The organism is Anaeromassilibacillus sp. An200, from assembly GCF_002160025.1.
Taxonomy (GTDB): domain Bacteria; phylum Bacillota; class Clostridia; order Oscillospirales; family Acutalibacteraceae; genus Caccousia; species Caccousia stercoris.
The window spans coordinates 197,887-218,249 of the sequence record NZ_NFJU01000001.1 but is presented as its reverse complement, the minus strand read 5'-3'; the positions used below and the strand labels follow the sequence as shown (position 1 = coordinate 218,249).

Below are 20,363 nucleotides of genomic sequence, written 5' to 3'. Positions count from 1 at the left end.
GTTATCCCCCCTGTACCACAACTTTTTTAAGGGCGCGGCGCATGAGAAGACGTCCCACAAGCACGAGGCCGGCAAGCCACGCGCATTGCACAGCCATACTCCACAGCGCCTGATCCCCCTGCATATAACCGGTGTAGATCAAAAAGGGTGTGTTCTGCATGGAGGCAAAGGGCAGGGCATAGAAAAACGGCTGGATGCTTTCCGGCAGAAAGGGGAGGGGAATAATCCCGCCCGCGAAAAATTCCACCACCGAGGTAGCGAGAAGCCGGATTCCCAGAGAGGAGATTGTGTAGAACGCGGAAAGATAGATGAGCATGGAAAAAGCAATCAGTACCAGAAAGCCCAGCAGCAAAGAGACAACAAACAGCAGGCCTGCCGTCCAACCGGCGGGAAGGGTAACGGAATACGGGGCGGGCAGGAAAGCCGCCACCAGGAGGATAGGAACGCAGCGGAGCACGGTTCGGGAGAGACGAATTGCCATATTTTTTACAAACCACATGCTGTAAAGATCGCAGGGACGGCACAGTTCATAGGCGATCCCGCCGTTGGAGATACTGTCAAAAATGTCGTTGTCAAAGAACCACGCCATAAACATGGCGAGAAGCGCCTGCTGAAGCCACAGGTAAGTGGAGAGGGAAGAAAAAGGCATGGGAAAGCTGGATGCGTCACTCTCATAGAAGGCACGAAACAGCAGAATAGTCATCCCTCCCCAGGCAAACTGGGTGGAGATTCCCGCCCAGGCAGCCGTGCGGTATTGAAGCCCCGCCAGAAAGCGGATGCGGAAAAAGGAACTATACTGTTTCATATCGCAAACTCCTGGTACAGAGAAACCACGAGCTCGTCGATGCTTTCCCCTGTTACCGAAATATCTTTCACGCCGACCGCAGCGGAAATTCGGGAGATGGCTTCGGAAATGGAGAGGGTGCGGGTGTCCACCGAGAGAACGGCGCGCCCTTCCTTGTTCTCCTTCACCGTTATCTCTTCCCAAGAGGGGAGAACCCCTCCTTCATAGGCAACCGTCAAGGTTTTGTGGGAAGAATTTCGGGCTTTGAGATCCGAGAGAGAGCCGTCAAGCAGAATCCGCCCTTTCCCAATCAGGAGAATCCGTTCCGTTAAAGCCTCAATGTCCTGCATATCGTGCGTTGTAAGAATCACGGTGGTGCCGTTTTCCCGGTTAATGGCCCGGATAAAATCCCGCACGGCAAGCTTGGATACAGCGTCAAGGCCGATGGTTGGCTCGTCCAGAAAGAGAATTTTCGGATTGTGCAGGAGAGATGCCGCGATCTCGCACCGCATCCGCTGTCCAAGCGAGAGCTGGCGGGCAGGTGTTTTCACAATTTCTCCGATTTGCAGAAGCTCTGTCAGGCGGGACAATGTTTTGTGATAAGCTTGGCTGTCTACGCGGTAGATATCTCGGATCAGCTCAAAGCTGTCGATGACCGGTACATCCCACCAGAGCTGGGAGCGCTGCCCAAATACGACGCCGATTTCCCGGACGTGGGCAGTTCGCTCCTTCCAGGGAACACGCCCGTTGATCGTACACTCTCCACCGTCCGGCGTCAGAACACCGCTCATGATTTTGATTGTGCTGCTTTTTCCTGCCCCGTTTGGACCGATATAGCCGACCATTTCCCCATCACGGATGGTGAAGGAAACGTCCTGCAGGGCGTTGACGGTTTCATACTCCCTGCGGAACAGGGATTTCACAGCCTGAGAAAGCCCGGCACTGCGCCGGGAGACCCGAAAGGTTTTTTGAATGTGACGAAGTTCGATCATACGCCCTCCTTTTGGCTCGTTTCAAACGGAAAAGACCGTTCAGGAGCCGTCAAATCATAAAAATGGGGACAAAAAAACCCGAATGCAAAAGCATTCGGGTTTTGGTGCGCGAGACGGGACTTGAACCCGTACGTCATGCAACACACGCCCCTCAAACGTGCCTGTCTGCCAGTTCCAGCACTCGCGCATCTATTCGGTTTTTGCCGCGTCTCTCTCAGCGACGTTTACGATTATAGCATCCCCGGATCCGGTTGTCAAGAGAAAATTAAAAAATATTCTCTCTTTTTCGTCCTGTTTTTTCCAAACTCTCATTTACAGAATTTCCTCCACAAATTTAATCCCATCAAAACCTGAAAACATTTCCAGAAGCTTTGCGTGCGGAATCGGCTTTTCCAGCTTGATGGTAAACATAACGCCGATCAGATCGTTTTGCGTACGGTCCTTGCGGTTCATCTGTAAATCGCTCACCGTGATTCCATGTTCCCGAAGCATTTGAATAAAGCGCCCGATATCCTTCATAGAAGAAAATTCTGCAAAAAAATCCATCACTTTGGCTTTGGCAAGGAGAGACCATTCGATGCGGTGCATCACAGTCATTCCAATATAGATCAGAATCGTGCAGAGAATTCCCCCCAGATAAAATCCAATGCCGACAGCAAGGCCAATGCAGGCGGAAGCCCACAAGCAGGCGGCGGTGGTCAGGCCCTTGACTTGGCTGCGCCCTGTGACAATGATGGTTCCAGCGCCAAGGAAGCCAATTCCGCTGATCACCTGCGCCCCCAGACGGGCCGGATCTCCTGTGCCAAATACCTGAACCATATATTGACTGGTGCACATGACCAGAGCAGAGCCAACACAGACCGTCATATAGGTACGAAAACCGGCCGGACGTTTTTTTCGGCCGCGTTCCATGCCGAGAATACCGCCAAGTACCATGGAGAGGATAAGACGGAAAGCAATGGAAAGCAGGTGGTATTCGTGCAAATATTGGTCAACACTTCTTAGGATATCCAGCATGAAAAGTTCCCTTCTTGCGATAAAGTTTTCTATTCATTATACACCAAAACCGGAAAAAGAAAAGTGTCATCGTAAAATTTCTATGTAATTTCTTGAAGAAAAAACGCGAATATGATATACTAACTTAAAATTGTCCGGAAAAACCGGAGACGGAAAAATGTGATGAAGCATGGAGGAAGCTTTTTTGCAGGAAATCAATCATTCTGTCCGCGGCAGTGAAGCTGTCATGGACGATGTGGCGCAGATTATGAAAATACGGGCCAGAGGGGAGCGCCCCATGGCCTATGTCCATTCCTACGGCTGTCAGCAGAATGTGGCGGACGGGGAAAAAATCAAAGGGTTTCTCGAAGAAATGGGATTCGGCTTCACCGAGGATCCGGAGGAGGCCGATTTCATTCTGTTCAATACCTGCGCCGTGCGGGAGCACGCGGAGGATCGCGTGTTCGGAAATGTCGGCGCGCTGAAAAACACGAAGCGGCGTCATCCGTCTGTTATCATCGCGCTGTGCGGATGCATGATGGAGCAGGAGCATGTCGCGGAGCGTATCCGGCGCAGTTATCCCTATGTCAGCCTGGTGTTCGGGACACATGTGATTCACCGTTTCCCGGAACTCCTGCTGGAAACGCTGACAAGCGGAAAGCGCGTGTTTTCGCGCGGCGATGAGAGCGAAGATCGTGTCATTCATGAGGGACTCCCCATCCACCGCGACGGTTCCGTGAAGGCTTGGGTGACGGTCATGTATGGCTGCAATAATTTTTGCTCCTATTGTATTGTTCCGTATGTGCGCGGGCGGGAGAGAAGCCGCACGCCGGAAGCGGTGGAGGAAGAGTTTGCCGCACTGGTGCGCGCGGGATATAAGGATATCACGCTTTTGGGTCAAAACGTCAACTCCTACGGCAAGACGCTGGAGCACCCGGTTTCCTTCGCGGAGCTTCTGCGCCGCCTTGATCGCATCCCCGGCGACTACCGCATTCGTTTCATGACGTCCCATCCGAAGGACGCGACACATGAGCTGATTGATACCATTGCGCAGGGAACGCATATCAGCCATCATCTGCATTTGCCGTTCCAGTCCGGAAATGACCGGATTCTGCGGGAGATGAACCGTCATTACGACAGGGCGAAATATCTGGATCTGATTCGCTATGCAAAGGAAAAGATCCCGGATCTTTCTTTGACGTCGGATGTGATTGTAGGCTTCCCCGGCGAGACGTACGAGGAATTTCTCGATACGGTTTCCCTTGTGCGGGAAGTGGAGTTTACCTCCCTGTTTACCTTTATTTACTCCCCAAGACGCGGCACCAGAGCCGCGGAAATGGACGATCCTGTTCCGGCTCAGGAGAAATCCCGCTGGTTCCAGGAGCTGTGCGCCGCGCAGGAGGAGATTGCCGCCAAAAGATGCCAGGCAGCGGTCGGTACCGTGCAGCGTGTGCTGGTGGAGGAGGAGGGAAAGCAGGAGGGCATGCTTTCCGGCCGTACAGACGGAAATGTGGTTGTGGATTTCCCCGGTCCGCGGGAGCTGGCCGGAAGCTTTGCCGATGTCAAGATTACAGCTGCCCGCAACTGGATTCTGACAGGAGAGCTTGTTTCCCGGCAGCAGTGAAGCCAGGCTGTCTGGTCAACGCAATGTTCTGATATCATCTGTTCTAATCTAATTATATTTATAAAATTTGGAGGTATTCCCATGGATATGATCGAACTGGCCCGTGAAATCGGACGCGAACTGCAAAAGGACGAGCGGTATCTTGCCATGCGCAAGGCCAGCGAAGCCTGCGACGGCGACGCCGTGCTGCAAAACATGATCGGCGATTTCAATCTCAAGAGAATGGCGATCAACAACGAAGCCAACAAGGATGAGCGTGACGACAAGAAGCTTGAAGAGCTGAACAATGAGATCCGCCTGCTGTACGGCCAGATTATGCAGAACGACAGCATGCAGGCATACAATGCCGCGAAGCAGGATCTTGACGCTGTGCTTAACCGGATCAGCGCCATCATCAGCCAGTGTGCGGACGGAGCGGATCCGGATACCGCGGACTATGAGGAGCATAGCTGCGGCGGAAACTGCGGCTCCTGCGGCGGCTGCCACTAAGCGCCGCCCCCGCACGGCGGGAAAACAGCGAATTACGGCAACGGCATGCGGAGGGGAGACGTGGGCGGATCCCTTCCGCATGTTTTCCATTTTGGGTTGGAGGCAGAAGTATGGCAAATCTTTCGCCGATGATGCAGCAGTATGTGGAGATGAAGGAGAAGAATCCTGGGACGATCCTTTTCTTCCGGCTGGGCGATTTTTATGAAATGTTTTTTGACGACGCGAAGCTGGTTTCGCAGGAGTTGGATCTGACGCTTACCGGGCGGGACTGCGGACAGGAGGAGCGCGCGCCGATGTGCGGTGTGCCGTTTCACAGCGCTGAAAGCTACATTGCACGCCTGGTGCAGAAGGGTTACAAGGTCGCCATTTGTGAACAAATGGAGGATCCTGCGGTGGCGAAAGGCCTTGTCAAGCGTGACATCATCCGCGTCATCACGCCCGGCACCGTTCTGGAAAGCAGCATGCTGGACGAGGCGAAGAACAATTACATCTGCTCTATCTGTACAGGAGGCGGGCAGGCGGGCTGCTGCTTTGCCGATATCTCCACAGGGGAACTGAATGCCTGTGTCCTTTCCGGCGGCGATCTGAGTGAGCAGCTGATCAATGAGCTGTCCCGCTTTTCTCCCCGGGAAATTCTTCTGAACCCTGGAGCGCTTGATTTTAAGGAGCTGCCCGCGTTTATTCGGGAGCGGCTCTCCGCGAGCCTGGAACTTCTTTCCGAAGAAGAGTTTGATTTGGGGGAAGCGCAGGAGGTTGTGGGCGATCAGTTTTCGGGAAAAACGCTGGATGATCTGGGGATCGCGCATCAACCGCTGATCACAGCGGCGCTTGGCGCGCTGCTTGGGTACTTGAAACGGACACAGCGCACAGGTTTGGAGCGCATGACGGAGCTCAGGCTGTACAGCGAAGCGCAGTACATGCGTCTGGATCTGAATGCCCGCCGCAATCTCGAGCTTTGTGAGACCATGCGTTCCAAAGAAAAGCGCGGTTCTCTTCTTTGGGTGCTGGACTGCACGCGCACCGCGATGGGGAAACGCCTGATCCGCAACTGGATTGAAAAGCCGCTGATCAGCCCGGGACAGATCACGCGCCGCCAGAACGCGGTGGAGGAGCTGGTGCGTTCCGCTGCTCTGCGTGACGATGTGCTGGAAGGCCTTTCCGGGATTCATGATCTGGAACGGCTGATGAGCCGGATTGTGTATGGCTCGTCGAACGCGCGGGAGCTTCGTTCACTTTCCGCGGCCCTGGCTCGTCTGCCGGTGCTCCGGGGAGCATTGGCAGGCGCACAATCGGCTTTGCTCTGTTCCCTGCGGGATGAAATTGACCCGCTTGAGGATGTCTGTGACCTGATTGAGCGTGCCATCGATGATGATCCGCCTTTTTCCGTGCGTGAGGGCGGTTTGATCCGTCCCGGCTACAGCGAAGAGCTGGATCTGCTCAAGGGGGATATGACGAACGGACGCGGCATTATCGCGCAAATTGAAGCTAAGGAACGTGAGAGAACCGGGATTCCCAAACTGAAAGTTGGCTATAACCGCGTCTTTGGTTACTATATTGAGATCAGCAATTCTTATAAAGACCAGGCACCGCCGGAATACATCCGCAAGCAGACCCTTACCAACTGCGAGCGTTTTATCACCCCGGAGCTCAAGGAGCTGGAGGGGCGGATCCTTGGTGCACAGGAACGTTCCGTGCAGATGGAATACAATCTTTTCGATCAGGTGCGCAAGCGGACAGCCGGGGAACTGGCCCGGATCCAGAAAACGGCGGCTGCTGTAGCGCAGATTGACGTTTTGCGTTCGTTCGCGCAGGTTTCCGCCGCGCAGAATTATGTGCGTCCTTCGATCAATCTGGATGGACGCATCCAAATCCGGGAAGGACGCCACCCGGTTGTGGAGAAGCTGCTGGACGTGCCGTTTGTGCCGAATGATGTGACGCTGGATCGCGGGGAAAACCGTGTGGCGATCATCACTGGCCCGAATATGGCCGGAAAATCGACATATATGCGGCAGATCGCCCTGATTGTTCTGATGGCGCAGATTGGCTGTTTTGTTCCGGCATCCTCTGCGGATATCAGTATTACGGACAGCATTTTCACCCGTGTGGGTGCGTCGGACGATCTGGCTTCCGGGCAGTCTACGTTTATGGTGGAGATGAGCGAGGTTGCGGAGATCATTCGCAGCGCCACGCAGGATAGTCTCCTGATTCTGGATGAGATTGGGCGCGGAACCTCCACGTTTGACGGAATGAGCATTGCGCGCGCCGTGCTGGAATATGTGGCGGACAAAAAGCAGCTGGGAGCAAAAGCGCTCTTTGCCACACACTATCATGAGCTGACGGTGCTGGAGGACTTGGTGGACGGTGTGAAGAATTTCAACATCGCTGTCAAGAAGCGGGGCGACGATATTACCTTCCTGCGGCGGATTGTGCGCGGCGGAGCGGACGACAGCTTCGGCATTGAGGTGGCTAAGCTGGCGGGTGTCCCCAACAAGGTGATCACCCGTGCCCGGCAGATCCTGTCCGAGCTGGAGAATGGGCAAGCTGTGTCGCTGCCGAAAGGAAAAAAACGCAGGCAGGAGCAGGAAGTGCCGGATGCCATGCAGCTTGCCATGCTGCCGGGTGGGGAGCGCGAAATTATGGATCGCCTGCGCAGCCTTGATGTGAACACGCTCACACCAATCGAATGTATGACGCAGCTGTTCGAGCTGACCACGCTGGCGCAGAAGGAGTAACGGCATTTGGCGAAAGCAAAGGAGGAGCCCATGGGACGGATTCATGTGTTGGAAAAGCAGGTGGCGGAGCTCATCGCGGCGGGCGAAGTGGTGGATCGCCCCGCCTCCGTGGTGAAGGAGCTTCTGGAAAACGCGGTGGACGCTGGTTCCACCACCGTCACTGTGGAGATTCAGCATGGAGGCGTTTCTTATCTGCGGATTACTGATAACGGCTGCGGTATGGCGCCGGAGGACGTCCCGACCGCCTTTCTCCGCCATGCCACCAGTAAGGTAAACAGCCAGGAGGATCTGGAGGGGATCGGTACGCTCGGCTTTCGCGGGGAGGCGCTTGCCTCCATCGCGGCGGTGGCCCGTGTGGAACTGCTCACCCGTGTTGGGGAAGCGCTGGAAGGAACGCGCTATGTCATTGCCGGGGGTGAGGAGGAGGAATACACAGAGGCCGGATGTCCGGCGGGCACTACCATTGTGGTGCGGGACCTTTTTTTCAACACGCCCGCACGTATGAAGTTTCTGAAAAAGGATGTTGTGGAAGGCAATGCCGTTGCGTCCGTAATGGATAAAATCGCGCTTTCGCATCCCGAAATTTCCTTCCGCTTTGTGCGTGAAGGAAAGGAAACGCTCCACACGCCCGGTGATGGGGATCTCAAGTCCGCAATCTATGCCGTCTATGGCCGGGAATTTACACAAGGGCTGATTCCGGTGGATTATACCTATGGCGGCACATCCGTCAAAGGCTATGTGAGCCGTCCCGCGGCGGCGCGCCCCAATCGGAGTATGCAGAATTTTTTCCTTAACGGCCGTTACGTCAAGAGCCGCACCGCCATGGTTGCTCTGGAGGAAGCCTTCAAGGGCTCCCTGATGGTGGGGAAGATGCCTGCGTGTGTCCTGCATTTGACGGTATCGTGCCGCGCGGTGGATGTCAATGTTCACCCGGCAAAGATCGAGGTGCGCTTTGTCAACGAAAAGCCGCTGTTTGACTGTGTGTATCACGGCGTTAAAACAGCGCTGAATGAGGGTGATACCCCGCGTGTGGCGCAAATTCCCATCACGCGGCCTCCTGTTTTTGCCGGAGTCCGGCCGGAGGTTCGCCAGCTTTCCCTCTCCGAGCATCCAGAAGGCCCGGCAAGAGATGTGAGGGAGCAAACGTCCCGGCGGGAGGATAGTCCGGAGCCGGAAATCTCGGTGCCAAAACTGTCCCGCCCCTTTTCGTCCAGCGGGCATGGAACCGTTCGGGAAAAGTTTTCTCTTTCCTCCGCCGCCCTGCACAGAGAGGAGGACTTTGCTGTAGCCCGCCCGGTTCATCCGAAAGAGAGTGAGCCGTCGGAGACACCTGCAAAGGAGGGCGCTCCTCATGCTGTTTTGGAACCGTCCGTAGAGCAAATGCCGTTCCCGAAGGCTCCAGCGCTCTCCATTCTTTCCAATTCGCAGCCCGGGGACACGGTGCGGTTTTCGAAAACACCCAGACCCGATAGCATGATACAGCCGGAGCAAACGCCGGAGCCAGAGACACAGCCGGAGCCCTCGTTTCGCTTGGTAGGGGAGGCTTTCGGTACCTATGTGATTCTCGAAAGCGGGGATGATCTGATCTGGATTGACAAGCATGCGGCGCACGAGCGGATGATCTATGAGAAGCTGAAAGCTGAGCGCGGCGACGCGGATTGCCAGCTTTTGCTCGAGCCCGTTTCCGTGACACTTGAAAAAAATGAGTACGCCGCCGTTTTGGAGGCTAGGGAGCTGTGCCGGAAAGCCGGGTTTGAAATTGACGATTTCGGTGCGGGTACGGTGCTGGTGCGCACCGCCCCGCTGATTCTGGAGGGCGAGGGGATCGCGGATGCCGTGATGGAGATAGCGGGCTATCTCATACGATCTAAAACCGATCTGACAACGGAAAAGCTGGACTGGCTTTACCACAATGTCGCTTGCCGGGCGGCGATCAAGGCGGGAGACGAGCTGTCACAGGAAGAGTTGACGGCGCTGGCTGCCCAGCTTGCCGCCCATCCGGAAATCCGCTATTGTCCGCACGGCCGTCCTGTTTCGATTGTTATGAGGCGGCGGGATCTGGAAAAGCAGTTTGGAAGGCTGCAATAAAATGTCCGTCAGATTTCGATTTTTTTCGCGGGCCTCTCGTTCTATGATAGAGGTAAGGCCCGCACGGTTCAGAAGGGAGGGAACCCATGCAAAAGGAAATGATACCGGTGATCGCGGTGGTCGGGCCGACAGCTTCCGGCAAAACAGAGCTGGCTATTCGGCTGGCCCAGCGTTTTGACGGCGAGGTGGTGTCTGCCGATTCCATGCAGATTTACCGAGGGCTTCCCATCAGCACGGCGCAGCCCTCTCAGGAGGAAATGTGTGGTGTGCCGCATCATCTGCTGGCGTTTCTTGACTGGGACAAGCCGTTCAGTGTGGCGGATTATGTGACGCTGGCCGGTCAGGTTATCCGGGAGATCCGGGCGAGAGGGCACCTGCCCATCGTTGTGGGTGGGACAGGCTTGTATGTATCCTCCCTTCTGCATAATATTTCCTTTTCAGAGGAACCGCGGGACAATGCACTGCGCGCAGAGCTGGAGCAGCGTGCACAGCAGGAAGGGGCGCTCATTCTTTTGGAAGAGCTGCGCAGTCTGGATCCGGAGACAGCGGCACGCCTTTCCCGCCGGGATGTAAAGCGGATTGTGCGTGCTCTTGAACTGTGCCGGCTGACGGGAAAAACCATGGCCAGCCTGCGGGAAGAGTCAAGACGCGAGCCTTCTCCATACCAAGCGTGCTGGATTGGTCTGACCTATGCGGATCGTTCCCTGCTGTACGATCGGATCAACCGCCGCGTCGGTGTGATGCTCGAAAACGGTTTGCTGGACGAAGCGCGCCGCTTGATGGAATTTCCCGGTGCAGCCACAGTCAAACAGGCGATCGGCTGCAAGGAATTTTTTCCCTGCTTCAGGGGAGAATGTTCACTGGAAGAAGCCGCGGACAGACTGCGGCAGGGCACAAGGCGCTATGCAAAGCGCCAGCTTACCTGGTTCCGCCGGGAGGAGGCGATCCATTGGATCGAGCGGGATCGAGTATCGGACGATCTGCTTTTGCAGGAAACTTCTTCCATAGTTGCAAAAGAACTGTCGATTCGTTATAATGAAGAGGAACCGGATTCCGGTGTGCCAGAAAAAAGCTTTGGAAATCAGGCGGCGGAAAGGGAGCGTGAGGTTTGAACAGTCCGTTGATCCGCAGGCTGGCAGCGTTCTGCGTCGCCTTTCTGCTTCTTTTTTACATCGGGTATCAGGTGTATAACGCCAACTATACCTCTGTGAAAACCGAGGTGGCCGTTTATGTGCAGGCGGACGATCCGGGAACTGCCGAAATCGTGCAGGCAACCGGAACAGCGGTGCGCAAGGAGAGCGTTATCCAGCAGCAGACAAACGGCGTGATCACCTATGTGGTGGAGGATGGCGGTAAGGTTTCCAAGGGCGGCACGGTTGCGGAGCTCTATGCAACGGAGCAGGACGCAGCCGCCCAGAAGCAGATTGAAACGCTGAATCTTCAGATTTCCCAGCTGCAAAAGCTTTCCTCTCCGGGCAGTACATACGCAGTGGATCAAGATTCTCTCACCAAGCAGATCAGTCAGAAGCTGATTGCGCTCCTGCAGACATCTGCATCCGGGGAATATGATTCTCTGGATGAGCCGAGGGAGGATCTTCTGTATGTCCTCAATGAACGTCAAATTGTAACCAACAAGGTAGCCAACTTCAACGATCGGATTGCGTCCCTGACGCAGCAGCGGGACGCGCTTACCGCAAACCGTCAGGTGCTGGGTACCATAACGGCTCCATCCGCAGGGACGTTTATCAGTGAAGTGGACGGCTATGAGTCCGTCTTTGACTACAGCTCCATACTCACCATCACACCGGAGCAGTATCAGGAAAAGCTGCAAACGCAGGTTTCTCCCCCGGCAGATGCGGTGGGGAAAATCTGCAGGGAATTCAAATGGTACTTTGTCTGTGTCGTTTCCGCCGAGGATGCAATGAAATTTATAGAGGGGAACGCTGTTTCTCTAAGCTTCCCCTTTGCCACCTCCGGCTCCGTAACGGCTGTTGTCCGCGCAGTCAATCAGGAAAGCATTGAGTCGCAGGCGGCGGTGGTACTGGAGTGCAGTACGATGAACGAAGAGCTTGCACGGCTGCGCACGGAAACCTGCGCTGTTTCCGTGACAGAGTACAGCGGCATCCGCGTCAGCCAGAAGGCGGTGCATTTCGCGGAGGTGACCCGAACGGTGGAAAATGAGGACGGGGAGGAAACCACGGAGACGCGGGAGGTCAAGGGTGTGTATGTGATGCACGGAAGCGAGATAGTCTTCCGGCAGATCGTCCCGCTTTACAGCACCTCAACGTATGTAATCTGCGATCCGAACCCGGATCCGGAGGAACTGATGACGTCCGAGACGGTACAGCTTTATGATGAAATTGTGGTGGAAGGGACCGATTTGTATGACGGAAAGGTTGTCAAGTGAGCTGGAACAGAGATTCCGCGATGTGGAAGAAAACTATAAAAGGATTTGCGCCGAGCTGGAAAAGGCCGCCCTGGATTCCGGACGCTCTCCGCAGGAGGTGACGCTGCTGGCGGCCACAAAGACGGTCCCGGTGGAGGTCATCAATCACGGGATTGCGCTGGGAATCCGGCACATCGGGGAAAACCGGGTGCAGGAGCTGTGTGAAAAATACGACGGCTATGCGCCGGTGGACGTACAGTTTATCGGCCATTTGCAGACAAACAAGGTGCGCCAGCTGATCGGCCGTGTCAGCATGATTCAGTCTGTGGACAGCGTACGTCTGGCCCAGGAAATCTCGCGGCAGGCGGAAAAGGCGGGTACACAGATGGATATTCTGCTGGAGGTCAACATCGGGCGCGAGGAAAACAAATCGGGTGTTCTGCCCGAGGCGCTGCCGGAACTGCTTGAACAGGCCGCCGTTCTGCCGTGTGTCCATGTGCGCGGTTTGATGGCGATTCCGCCCGCGGAAGCTTCCAGAGAGGAGACGATCCGCTTTTTTTCCAGAATGACACAATATTTTATTGACATAAAGCAGAAAAGAATAGATAATATTACTATGGATTATCTGTCAATGGGCATGTCGGCGGACTTTGCGGATGCGGTACGGGCAGGCGCCAATCTGGTGCGGGTCGGTTCTGCTCTGTTTGGTCCCAGAAATTACCATTAATTCCCTTTGGAGGGATGAAATTAGACAGCCGGGAGGTTTGGATCATGGCAGGGTTTGTACAGAAAATTAAAAATATGTGGAGTCCTCCGGACGACGAGTACGATGAGTATTATGAAGAGGACGATCGCGAGGAAGACGAGGACATTACCCCGATCGAAACCCGGGACAGAGAAACCTCAAGACATTCCTCTTCCGCTTCCTCCGGGAATAAGGTCGTCAATATTCACGCAACGGCTCAGCTTCAGGTTGTGCTCTTCAAGCCTCAGAATTTTGCCGAGGAGACGCGCGCCATTGCGGACGAGCTTTTGAAAATGCACACGGTAGTGCTGAATCTGGAAAATACGGAAAAGGATGTTTCCCGCCGCATTATCGATTTCCTGTCCGGTGTGGCCTATGCCAACGGTGGTAAGATTAAGCGGGTGGCAACCAATACCTATATTATTATTCCCTACAATGTGGATCTGACAGGCGACGATCTGATGGACGAGCTTGAGAACAACGGAGCTTACTATTAAGATGGAAGCCGGCCAGGATGCTGTGCTGACGGCTCGCCTTTCCGACGCCGTCAGGATGGCGGAACAGAAAAACAGATGTCATTTCGTAGGCTTTCTGGATGAAAGAGAAGCGGAGATTGCGCGTGGTGTGATGCGCCGTCTGCGCTTTGACCGTTTCCTGCTGTGGGGCGGTCACGAGGAGGCGGAGCGCGTCCTGTTCGGCGCGTTTCCGTCCTATTTGGATCCGGAGCCGTCCGCTTTTCCGCTGGCAGCGATCACCGCGCGCTTTCGCCGTGAGGACGCCCTCTCGCATCGCGATTTTCTGGGCGGCCTGCTCTCCCGGGGGATCCAGAGGGAGGCGCTGGGAGACATCCTGCTGGAAGAGGGCAGGGCGGTCTTTTTTGTGCGCGAGGAGGTTGCGTCTTTTCTTGTCGGGCAGACGGAGAAAATCGGGCGTACCGGCGTAAAGCTGATGGAGGGAGCGGAAGAACCATTTCCGCAGGCGCACCGTTTTGAGGAGCTTTCCGCTGTGGTGGCTTCTCCCCGTTTGGACTGTGTGACAGCGGCGCTCGCAGGTCTGAGCCGCGAAAAGGCTGCGGCAGCCATTGCCGCGGGATTGGTGACGCTCAATTACCGTGAGGAAACCTCTGTCTCCTGCCCGGTGGAGGAAGGAGCAAAACTTTCTGTCAGGGGAAAAGGAAAATTTGTGATTGACCGCCTGGGACCCTATACAAAAAAGGGACGGCTTTGCCTGACAGGCAGAAAATATGTCTGAGCAGCGGCTTGGACGGATCAAAGCAGGGAAAGGGGACGCAGGGGCATGCTTTCGTTGAACGATATTACAAACGTCAGCTTCCGTAAGGCCGGTTTCTCCGGTTACCGGCCGGAAGATGTTGACGCCTTTATCGATCAGGTGCGGGACACAGTGGAAGAGCTGACGCAGAAGAGTCTGGCGCAGCGGGAAGAGATGGAACGCATCGAGGAAGAAAAACGCCAGATGCAGAAGAAAATAGAGCTTCTGGCCGGAAAGATTGAGGACTACCGCAGCGAAGAGGACGAGATCAAGAACGCGCTCGTCAGCGCGCAGAAGCTTGGAGACGCTTCCATTCGGGAAGCGCGCCACAAGGCTGAAATCATCCTCAAGGATGCGAACCTCAAAGCGGAACACATTGTCGCCGGAGCAGAGGAGCAAATCCAGCAGAAAAAGCAGCAGATGGCCGATTTGAAAAAGCAGGTAGCGGAATTCCGCGCGCAGCTTTTGGAAATGTATCGCCGCCATTTGACGCTGATAGACGCTCTTCCGGGGGAGAAGAAGGAAGAGCCCGCGCCTCAGTCCGCGCCCTCCATCCCGGAACCCGCGGTGGATGCGCCCGAGGAGGAGCAGGTGGAGCTTGAGCCTGCCTTCTTTGAACAGCGCCCCACGCCTGTCCCTGAGGAGGTTCAGGAGCCGACGCTGGAGTTTCAGGCTAATGTGTCGAATTTTGATGAATTCTAACGCAATCAATATTACAAATACAGGAGAGAAAAAGACATGGCCCAGGATTACAAAAAGACGCTGAACCTCCCCGAGACGGATTTTGCCATGCAGGCGGGACTTCCCAAACGGGAGCCCGGCATGCTGGAGCAGTGGGAGAAGGATGGAATCTATGAGAAACTGATGGAGAAGAACGAAGGCAAGCCGCTTTTCGTTCTGCATGACGGCCCTCCGTATGCCAACGGCGACATTCATCTCGGCACGGCGCTGAATAAGACGCTCAAGGATTTCATCGTGCGCTACCGCAACATGGCCGGCTTCAAGGCCCCCTATGTGCCGGGCTGGGATACGCACGGCCTTCCCACGGAGCTGAAGGCCCGCAAGAAAGCGGGTGTGGGGAATTCCACCACCATTTCGGACGTGGAACTCAGAAAGATTTGCCGCGAGTTCGCCATGATGTATCTGGACGGGCAGCGCAACCAGTTCAAGCGTTTGGGCGGCATTGGTGATTGGGATCATCCCTATATCACGCTGACCCATGATTTTGAGGCCAAGCAGATTGAAATTTTCTCTGAGATGGCAACCAAGGGTTACATCTATAAAGGGCTCAAGCCGGTTTACTGGTGCCCCGACTGCAAGACGGCGCTGGCTGAAGCAGAAATCGAATATGCCGAGGATCCTTGCGTGTCCGTGTATGTCAAATTCCGCACAGTGGACGACAAGGGCCGTTTTTCCGCTCTTGGCATTGATCCGTCCAAAGTGTTCTTTGTGATCTGGACGACGACAACCTGGACGCTGCCGGGCAACTTGGCAATCTGCCTTGGCCCCGATTTTGAATATTCCCTTCTGCGCTGCGGTGACGAATATTATGTGATGGCGGCGGCTCTCGCGGAGAATGCAATGAAGGCAGCGGGCATTGAGGAATATGAGACAGTCGCCTCCTTCCGTGGAAGCGATCTGGAATATATGAAGGCGCAGCATCCCTTCCTCGATCGTACCAGCCTGGTGATCGTGGGCGACCATGTTACCCTGGAAAGCGGTACGGGCTGTGTTCACACAGCTCCGGGCTTCGGTGTAGAGGACTTCGATATCTGCAAGAAGTATCCGGAAATCGAGATTGTGGTGCCGGTGGACGCCGATGGCCGCCTGACGGCGGAGGCCGGACAGTTTGCCGGTCTGACCACCTCGGAGGCCAATAAGGTGATCGGCGCGCATCTGGAGGAGACGGGCGCCATGCTGGCAACCCAGCGGATCGTTCACCAGTATCCGCACTGCTGGCGCTGCAAGAACCCGATTCTGTTCCGTGCGACAGAGCAGTGGTTCTGCTCTGTGGACGCGATCAAGGAAAAAGCTGTCGAAGAGATCAATAAGGTACAGTGGATTCCCGGATGGGGCCGCGATCGTATCACCGCGATGGTGGAGGATCGCAAGGATTGGTGTATTTCCCGTCAGCGCCGCTGGGGTGTCCCGATCCCGATTTTCTACTGCAAGGACTGCGGTGAGCCGCTGATCGACAAGGATGTGATGATGCACATTTCCGCCATCTTTGCGCAGGAAGGCTCCGACGCCTGGTATGCAAAGCCGGAGTCTGAGCTTCTGCCCGCCGGGACGGCCTGCAAAAAGTGCGGCTGCACATCGTTTGAAAAAGAGCGCGATATTATGGACGTCTGGTTCGACTCCGGCGTTACGCATGCGGCTGTGGCCGATCAGCGGCCGGAGCTGCACTGGCCGGCGGACCTCTATCTGGAAGGTGCGGATCAGTACCGCGGCTGGTTCCAGTCCTCTCTGCTGACGTCTGTTGCATGGCGCGGCCAGGCGCCGTACCGCAGTGTCGTCACGCACGGCTGGGTTGTGGACGGCGAGGGACGACAGATGCATAAATCCGCCGGCAACGGAATCGATCCCCAGGAAGTGATCGATCAGTATGGCGCGGATATCCTGCGTCTGTGGGTGGCTTCCTCTGATTACCATGCGGATATTCGTATTTCCAAGGAAATCCTCAAGCAGCTTTCCGACGCATATCGCAAGATCCGCAATACCGCGCGTTTTATTCTCGGCAACCTCAAGGATTTCGATCCGAATACCGATATGGTTCCCGATGAGAAGCTGTTCCCGATCGATCTCTGGGTGCTGAAAAAGCTGGAAGGCGTCATGCAGCGCTGCCATGAGGGATATGAGGGGTACGAATTCCATCAGGTCTATCATACGGTTCATAATTTCTGCGTTGTGGATCTGTCGAACTTCTATCTGGATGTTGCAAAGGATCGTCTCTATACGGAAAAGGCGGACAGCCTGACGCGCCGCGCGGCACAGACGGCCATGTATCGCGTTCTGGACGCTCTCACCCGTCTGATTTCCCCGATCCTCGCGTTCACCTCCGACGAAATCTGGCATGCCATGCCGCATGATGCTTCAGCGGATCCGGCCTGCGTGCTCTTTAATGAGATGCCCCGCACGAGCGGAATTACCGTGGATGAGAGCTTTATCGCGCGCTGGGATCGCATCCATCAGATTCGTGACGACGTAAAGAAGGCTCTGGAAGCAGCCCGTAAGGAGAAGGTCATCGGTTCGTCGCTTGACGCAAAGGTATGCCTTTTCTGCGACGGTGAGCTGTATGAGTTCATTTCTTCCATGAAGGAGGAGCTGATCCCAGTCTTTATCGTCTCGCAGCTTGAAGTGGAGCAGGGAGGAACGGGTGAGCACGCCGGTGAGGCGGTTCCCGGACTTTCCATGACCGTATCCCATGCAGAGGGTGAGAAGTGCGCCCGCTGCTGGTGCTACAGCAATACAGTCGGCACATCTGCGGAGCATCCGGATCTTTGCAGCCGCTGCGCATCTGTAATGGAATAAAATAGTTTGCTGTGGCATGAAGATGTGCGGCGTATGAGAAAGAACAAAGGCGGGCAGGATATCCGAAAAAGGGCTGCCCGCCTTTTGCACACCAAGGAGGAAGATAACCGTGCCGATTCTGATGATAGGACTTGCCGTTGTGCTGGCTGTCGTGGATCAGATCCTGAAATATGTTGTGGTTCAAAATCTCAAGCCGGTTGGAACGCATGTCCTGATTGAGGGACTGCTGGATTTTACTTATGTGGAAAACCGGGGAGCCGCATTCGGAATTTTAAGCAATCAGCGTTGGTTTTTCATCATCATGACTGGGATTCTGATGGTGGTCATTTTGATCCTGCTGTTCCGCTACCATCATCACACAACGCTGACTTATCTGGCAAGCGCGCTGATTTTGGGCGGAGGCCTTGGCAATATGGTGGATCGCGTGTGGCTGGGCTATGTAGTGGATTATATCCATGTCTCGTTTTTTCCGCCCGTATTTAATTTTGCGGATTGTGCCGTTGTCATCGGAACGGCTTTGTTTGTGATCCATGTTCTCTTTTTTGCGGAGAAAAAGCCGGCGGGTGAGCCGGTTCTGCGGAGAAAACGCTGAGATGGCGCGCACCGAGGAATTGGCTGTTCTTCCGGAGGAGGAAGGCCAGAGGTTGGATCGTTTCCTTGCGGGAAAAATGGAGGATTTGACACGAACGGCGGTAGAAAAACTGACGGAGGCAGAAGCGGTGCAGAAGGACGGAAAACCGCTGGCGAAATCCTACCGTGTAAAGGCGGGAGACCGCATCCTTGTGACCATTCCGGATCCTGTTTCGGCAGATGTGCTTCCCGAGGAGATCCCTCTTGCCATCGTGTATGAGGATGAGGATCTTCTGGTGGTGAACAAGCCTAAGGGGATGGTAGTACATCCCGCGGCGGGAAATCCTTCCGGAACACTGGTGAATGCCCTTTTGGCGCATTGCAGGGGCTCGCTTTCCGGGATCGGCGGGGTGATCCGCCCCGGAATTGTCCACCGGATCGACAAGAATACAAGCGGGCTTCTGATAGTCGCAAAGAATGATTTTGCACACCTGCGCCTTGCGGAGCAGATCAAAGCCCATACATTCACGCGTACTTATGAAGCAGTGGTCTATGGTTCGCTGCGGGAGGACAGCGGCACAGTGGATGCGCCGATTGGACGGCATCCGGTGGAGCGAAAAAAAATGGCGGTTACACAGCAGCATTCCCGTTCTGCTGTCACGCATTATGAAGTTCTGGCACGCTATCCGGGTTTTACCCATGTGCGGCTTCGGCTGGAAACAGGCCGCACGCACCAGATCCGGGTGCACATGGCCTATCTGGGGCATCCGGTCGCGGGAGATGAAGTCTATGGGCCAAAGAAAGTGCTGACTGAGCTGCATGGCCAGTGTCTGCACGCCAAATCCATTGGATTTGCTCATCCGCGGGATGGGCGCTGGATGGAATTTGACAGCGAGCTGCCCTCCTATTTTACCGCGTTTCTGGAGAAACTGCGCCGTAAGGCGGGTGGGGAGAGAGGCGAAGAAGCATGAAATGGGATCAAATCCTGATTGCAAGCGACATTGATGGAACCCTGTTGCCGGGTGGGCGTGAAATTCCGGAACGCAACCTTTCTGCTCTGCGCCGCTTTGCGGAGAAGGGCGGGCGTTTCACATTGGCGACGGGCCGTTCCATTGGATCCGCCGGGCAGTTTCTGGACCGTCTGCCCGTGAATGCGCCGGCGATCTGTCTCAATGGCGCTTTGCTCTACGACTACAAACAGCAAAAGGTATTGGAGTCCTGCCCTCTTGCCAAGGAGGAGGCCGCTCCTTTGCTCAAGCAAATGTATGATCGCTTTCCCACACTTGGGATGGAGTGTTTTTACCAGGATAGCATAGGAATTGTCCGGCGTACCTCGTACATCAAAAACACAAAGACTCCGGAATTATATTCCTTTACGGATGGTGTGGAGACGGCCTGTTTTGCCCCCTGGATGAAGCTGTTTTTCGGGGGAGATCCTGCTCTTGTTCAGGAGGCGATGGCCTTTGCGGAGACTCTGCCGCACGACGGCCTGCGGTTTGTGTTTTCCTCGGAAAACTATCTGGAAATCCTCCCGTCCGAGGCCAACAAGGGGAAGCTGCTCCGCAAACTTGCCGCATATCTGGGAATCCCGCTGGAGCAGGTGTATGCCATTGGGGATTTCTATAACGATGAGGAACTGCTGCAAGCCGCTGGACACGCGGTGGTTCCCGCAAACGCTCCGGAACAGCTGCAAAAACAGGCGGAGCTGGTGGTGTGCTCCTGTACGGACGGCGCGCTCGCGGATTTGGTGGAGTATCTGGAACAGCTCTGCTCCGATTGTCCGTGAAAGCGGGCAAGGAGGAGAGAGATATGGACAAGGAATCGGTGCAAACGCGCATCCTAATCGGTACGGCGCTCCTCTTGGCGGCTGTACTGGTAGCTTATCAGGCTTTCTTTGTCCCGGAGGTGACACGTCCTGTGGTGGTGAGTGTTGTTTCCGAGGAAGCTTCCTCCTCTCCGGAATGGCCCGTGAATCTTAACACGGCTACCTTGGAGCAGCTGGATACGCTTCCTGGCATAGGGCCTGTGACTGCGCAGGCAATTCTGGACTATCGGGAAGAGAACGGACCGTTTACTTCCGTGGAGGAACTGGAACAGGTCTACGGAATCGGAGAAAAGACACTGGAAAAGCTTCGCGATTCTGTTACGGTGGAATAA

At 55.3% G+C, this 20,363-nt stretch carries 18 protein-coding genes and 1 tRNA gene; 15 read left to right on the top strand and 4 right to left on the bottom strand.

Features of this window, described 5'->3' with window-relative positions; all coding sequences use genetic code 11:
* Position 1: 1 nt before the first annotated feature.
* From B5F35_RS01035 to B5F35_RS01020, 4 genes are all read right to left on the bottom strand, one after another.
* Positions 2 to 805 (bottom strand): ABC transporter permease, encoded by an 804-nt coding sequence (locus tag B5F35_RS01035; RefSeq protein WP_087237176.1) that lies wholly within the window; start codon positions 803 to 805, stop codon positions 2 to 4.
* A complete protein-coding gene (locus B5F35_RS01030) occupies positions 802 to 1,776 on the bottom strand; it encodes an ABC transporter ATP-binding protein (RefSeq protein WP_087237174.1) in 975 nt (324 codons plus the stop codon). The genes B5F35_RS01035 and B5F35_RS01030 overlap by 4 nt, the downstream gene beginning before the upstream one ends.
* A 102-nt stretch (positions 1,777 to 1,878) precedes the next feature.
* Positions 1,879 to 1,963: transfer RNA gene (locus B5F35_RS01025), tRNA-Leu, on the bottom strand.
* A gap of 125 nt (positions 1,964 to 2,088) precedes the next feature.
* On the bottom strand, positions 2,089 to 2,793 hold the full coding sequence (locus tag B5F35_RS01020) for an MgtC/SapB family protein (RefSeq protein WP_087237173.1): 705 nt from the start codon (positions 2,791 to 2,793) through the stop codon (positions 2,089 to 2,091).
* A 184-nt stretch (positions 2,794 to 2,977) separates the two neighbouring features.
* Here B5F35_RS01020 and miaB point away from each other — a divergent pair, with 184 nt between their 5' ends.
* The 15 genes from miaB to B5F35_RS00945 all read left to right on the top strand — a co-directional run bounded on the left by miaB (position 2,978) and on the right by B5F35_RS00945 (position 20,363).
* Positions 2,978 to 4,396, top strand: a complete 1,419-nt coding sequence (gene miaB, locus B5F35_RS01015; protein WP_242969343.1) for a tRNA (N6-isopentenyl adenosine(37)-C2)-methylthiotransferase MiaB — start codon at positions 2,978 to 2,980, stop codon at positions 4,394 to 4,396.
* 81 nt (positions 4,397 to 4,477) lie between these two features.
* On the top strand, positions 4,478 to 4,885 hold the full coding sequence (locus B5F35_RS01010) for a YlbF/YmcA family competence regulator (protein ID WP_087237171.1): 408 nt from the start codon (positions 4,478 to 4,480) through the stop codon (positions 4,883 to 4,885).
* Between the two features lie 110 nt (positions 4,886 to 4,995).
* On the top strand, positions 4,996 to 7,617 hold the full coding sequence (mutS, locus tag B5F35_RS01005) for a DNA mismatch repair protein MutS (protein ID WP_087237169.1): 2,622 nt from the start codon (positions 4,996 to 4,998) through the stop codon (positions 7,615 to 7,617).
* Between the two features lie 6 nt (positions 7,618 to 7,623).
* Positions 7,624 to 9,705 (top strand): DNA mismatch repair endonuclease MutL, encoded by a 2,082-nt coding sequence (mutL, locus tag B5F35_RS01000; protein ID WP_242969342.1) that lies wholly within the window; start codon positions 7,624 to 7,626, stop codon positions 9,703 to 9,705.
* 86 nt (positions 9,706 to 9,791) lie between these two features.
* Positions 9,792 to 10,817 carry a tRNA (adenosine(37)-N6)-dimethylallyltransferase MiaA gene (miaA, locus tag B5F35_RS00995; protein WP_087237167.1) on the top strand — a complete coding sequence of 342 codons (1,026 nt, stop codon included), beginning with the start codon at positions 9,792 to 9,794 and terminating at the stop codon, positions 10,815 to 10,817.
* Complete coding sequence (locus tag B5F35_RS00990; protein ID WP_087237166.1) at positions 10,814 to 12,112, top strand: biotin/lipoyl attachment domain-containing protein; 1,299 nt, start codon at positions 10,814 to 10,816, stop codon at positions 12,110 to 12,112. The genes miaA and B5F35_RS00990 overlap by 4 nt, the downstream gene beginning before the upstream one ends.
* On the top strand, positions 12,090 to 12,818 hold the full coding sequence (locus B5F35_RS00985) for a YggS family pyridoxal phosphate-dependent enzyme (protein WP_087237164.1): 729 nt from the start codon (positions 12,090 to 12,092) through the stop codon (positions 12,816 to 12,818). The genes B5F35_RS00990 and B5F35_RS00985 overlap by 23 nt, the downstream gene beginning before the upstream one ends.
* Positions 12,819 to 12,862: 44 nt before the next feature.
* Positions 12,863 to 13,333 carry a cell division protein SepF gene (locus B5F35_RS00980; RefSeq protein ID WP_087237162.1) on the top strand — a complete coding sequence of 157 codons (471 nt, stop codon included), beginning with the start codon at positions 12,863 to 12,865 and terminating at the stop codon, positions 13,331 to 13,333.
* A gap of 1 nt (position 13,334) precedes the next feature.
* Positions 13,335 to 14,087, top strand: coding sequence for a YlmH/Sll1252 family protein (locus tag B5F35_RS00975; RefSeq protein ID WP_242969341.1), 753 nt, complete (start codon positions 13,335 to 13,337; stop codon positions 14,085 to 14,087).
* 45 nt (positions 14,088 to 14,132) lie between these two features.
* On the top strand, positions 14,133 to 14,807 hold the full coding sequence (locus B5F35_RS00970) for a DivIVA domain-containing protein (RefSeq protein ID WP_087237160.1): 675 nt from the start codon (positions 14,133 to 14,135) through the stop codon (positions 14,805 to 14,807).
* Between the two features lie 36 nt (positions 14,808 to 14,843).
* Entirely contained in the window at positions 14,844 to 17,636 is a 2,793-nt protein-coding gene (gene ileS / locus B5F35_RS00965) for an isoleucine--tRNA ligase (RefSeq protein WP_087237158.1), read from the top strand.
* Positions 17,637 to 17,745: 109 nt separating this feature from the next.
* Complete coding sequence (gene lspA, locus B5F35_RS00960; RefSeq protein ID WP_087237156.1) at positions 17,746 to 18,228, top strand: signal peptidase II; 483 nt, start codon at positions 17,746 to 17,748, stop codon at positions 18,226 to 18,228.
* 1 nt (position 18,229) lies between these two features.
* Complete coding sequence (locus tag B5F35_RS00955; protein WP_087237154.1) at positions 18,230 to 19,177, top strand: RluA family pseudouridine synthase; 948 nt, start codon at positions 18,230 to 18,232, stop codon at positions 19,175 to 19,177.
* Positions 19,174 to 19,992 carry a Cof-type HAD-IIB family hydrolase gene (locus B5F35_RS00950; protein ID WP_087237152.1) on the top strand — a complete coding sequence of 273 codons (819 nt, stop codon included), beginning with the start codon at positions 19,174 to 19,176 and terminating at the stop codon, positions 19,990 to 19,992. Before B5F35_RS00955 ends, B5F35_RS00950 begins: the two co-directional genes overlap by 4 nt.
* Positions 19,993 to 20,015: 23 nt before the next feature.
* Positions 20,016 to 20,363: a ComEA family DNA-binding protein gene (locus B5F35_RS00945; protein ID WP_087237151.1), complete on the top strand. Its 348-nt coding sequence runs from the start codon at positions 20,016 to 20,018 to the stop codon at positions 20,361 to 20,363.

What these genes read in the sequence shown, in the direction of transcription:
- B5F35_RS00970 (WP_087237160.1), top strand. Translation starts at nt 14,133, where the DNA reads ATGCTTTCGTTGAACGATATTACAAACGTCAGCTTCCGTAAGGCCGGT.
- miaA (WP_087237167.1), top strand. Translation starts at nt 9,792, where the DNA reads ATGCAAAAGGAAATGATACCGGTGATCGCGGTGGTCGGGCCGACAGCT.
- B5F35_RS00950 (WP_087237152.1), top strand. Translation starts at nt 19,174, where the DNA reads ATGAAATGGGATCAAATCCTGATTGCAAGCGACATTGATGGAACCCTG.
- B5F35_RS00955 (WP_087237154.1), top strand. Translation starts at nt 18,230, where the DNA reads ATGGCGCGCACCGAGGAATTGGCTGTTCTTCCGGAGGAGGAAGGCCAG.
- B5F35_RS00945 (WP_087237151.1), top strand. Translation starts at nt 20,016, where the DNA reads ATGGACAAGGAATCGGTGCAAACGCGCATCCTAATCGGTACGGCGCTC.
- B5F35_RS01035 (WP_087237176.1), bottom strand. Translation starts at nt 805, where the DNA reads ATGAAACAGTATAGTTCCTTTTTCCGCATCCGCTTTCTGGCGGGGCTT.
- B5F35_RS00980 (WP_087237162.1), top strand. Translation starts at nt 12,863, where the DNA reads ATGGCAGGGTTTGTACAGAAAATTAAAAATATGTGGAGTCCTCCGGAC.
- ileS (WP_087237158.1), top strand. Translation starts at nt 14,844, where the DNA reads ATGGCCCAGGATTACAAAAAGACGCTGAACCTCCCCGAGACGGATTTT.
- B5F35_RS01030 (WP_087237174.1), bottom strand. Translation starts at nt 1,776, where the DNA reads ATGATCGAACTTCGTCACATTCAAAAAACCTTTCGGGTCTCCCGGCGC.
- mutS (WP_087237169.1), top strand. Translation starts at nt 4,996, where the DNA reads ATGGCAAATCTTTCGCCGATGATGCAGCAGTATGTGGAGATGAAGGAG.
- B5F35_RS00985 (WP_087237164.1), top strand. Translation starts at nt 12,090, where the DNA reads ATGACGGAAAGGTTGTCAAGTGAGCTGGAACAGAGATTCCGCGATGTG.
- B5F35_RS00975 (WP_242969341.1), top strand. Translation starts at nt 13,335, where the DNA reads ATGGAAGCCGGCCAGGATGCTGTGCTGACGGCTCGCCTTTCCGACGCC.
- B5F35_RS01010 (WP_087237171.1), top strand. Translation starts at nt 4,478, where the DNA reads ATGGATATGATCGAACTGGCCCGTGAAATCGGACGCGAACTGCAAAAG.
- B5F35_RS01020 (WP_087237173.1), bottom strand. Translation starts at nt 2,793, where the DNA reads ATGCTGGATATCCTAAGAAGTGTTGACCAATATTTGCACGAATACCAC.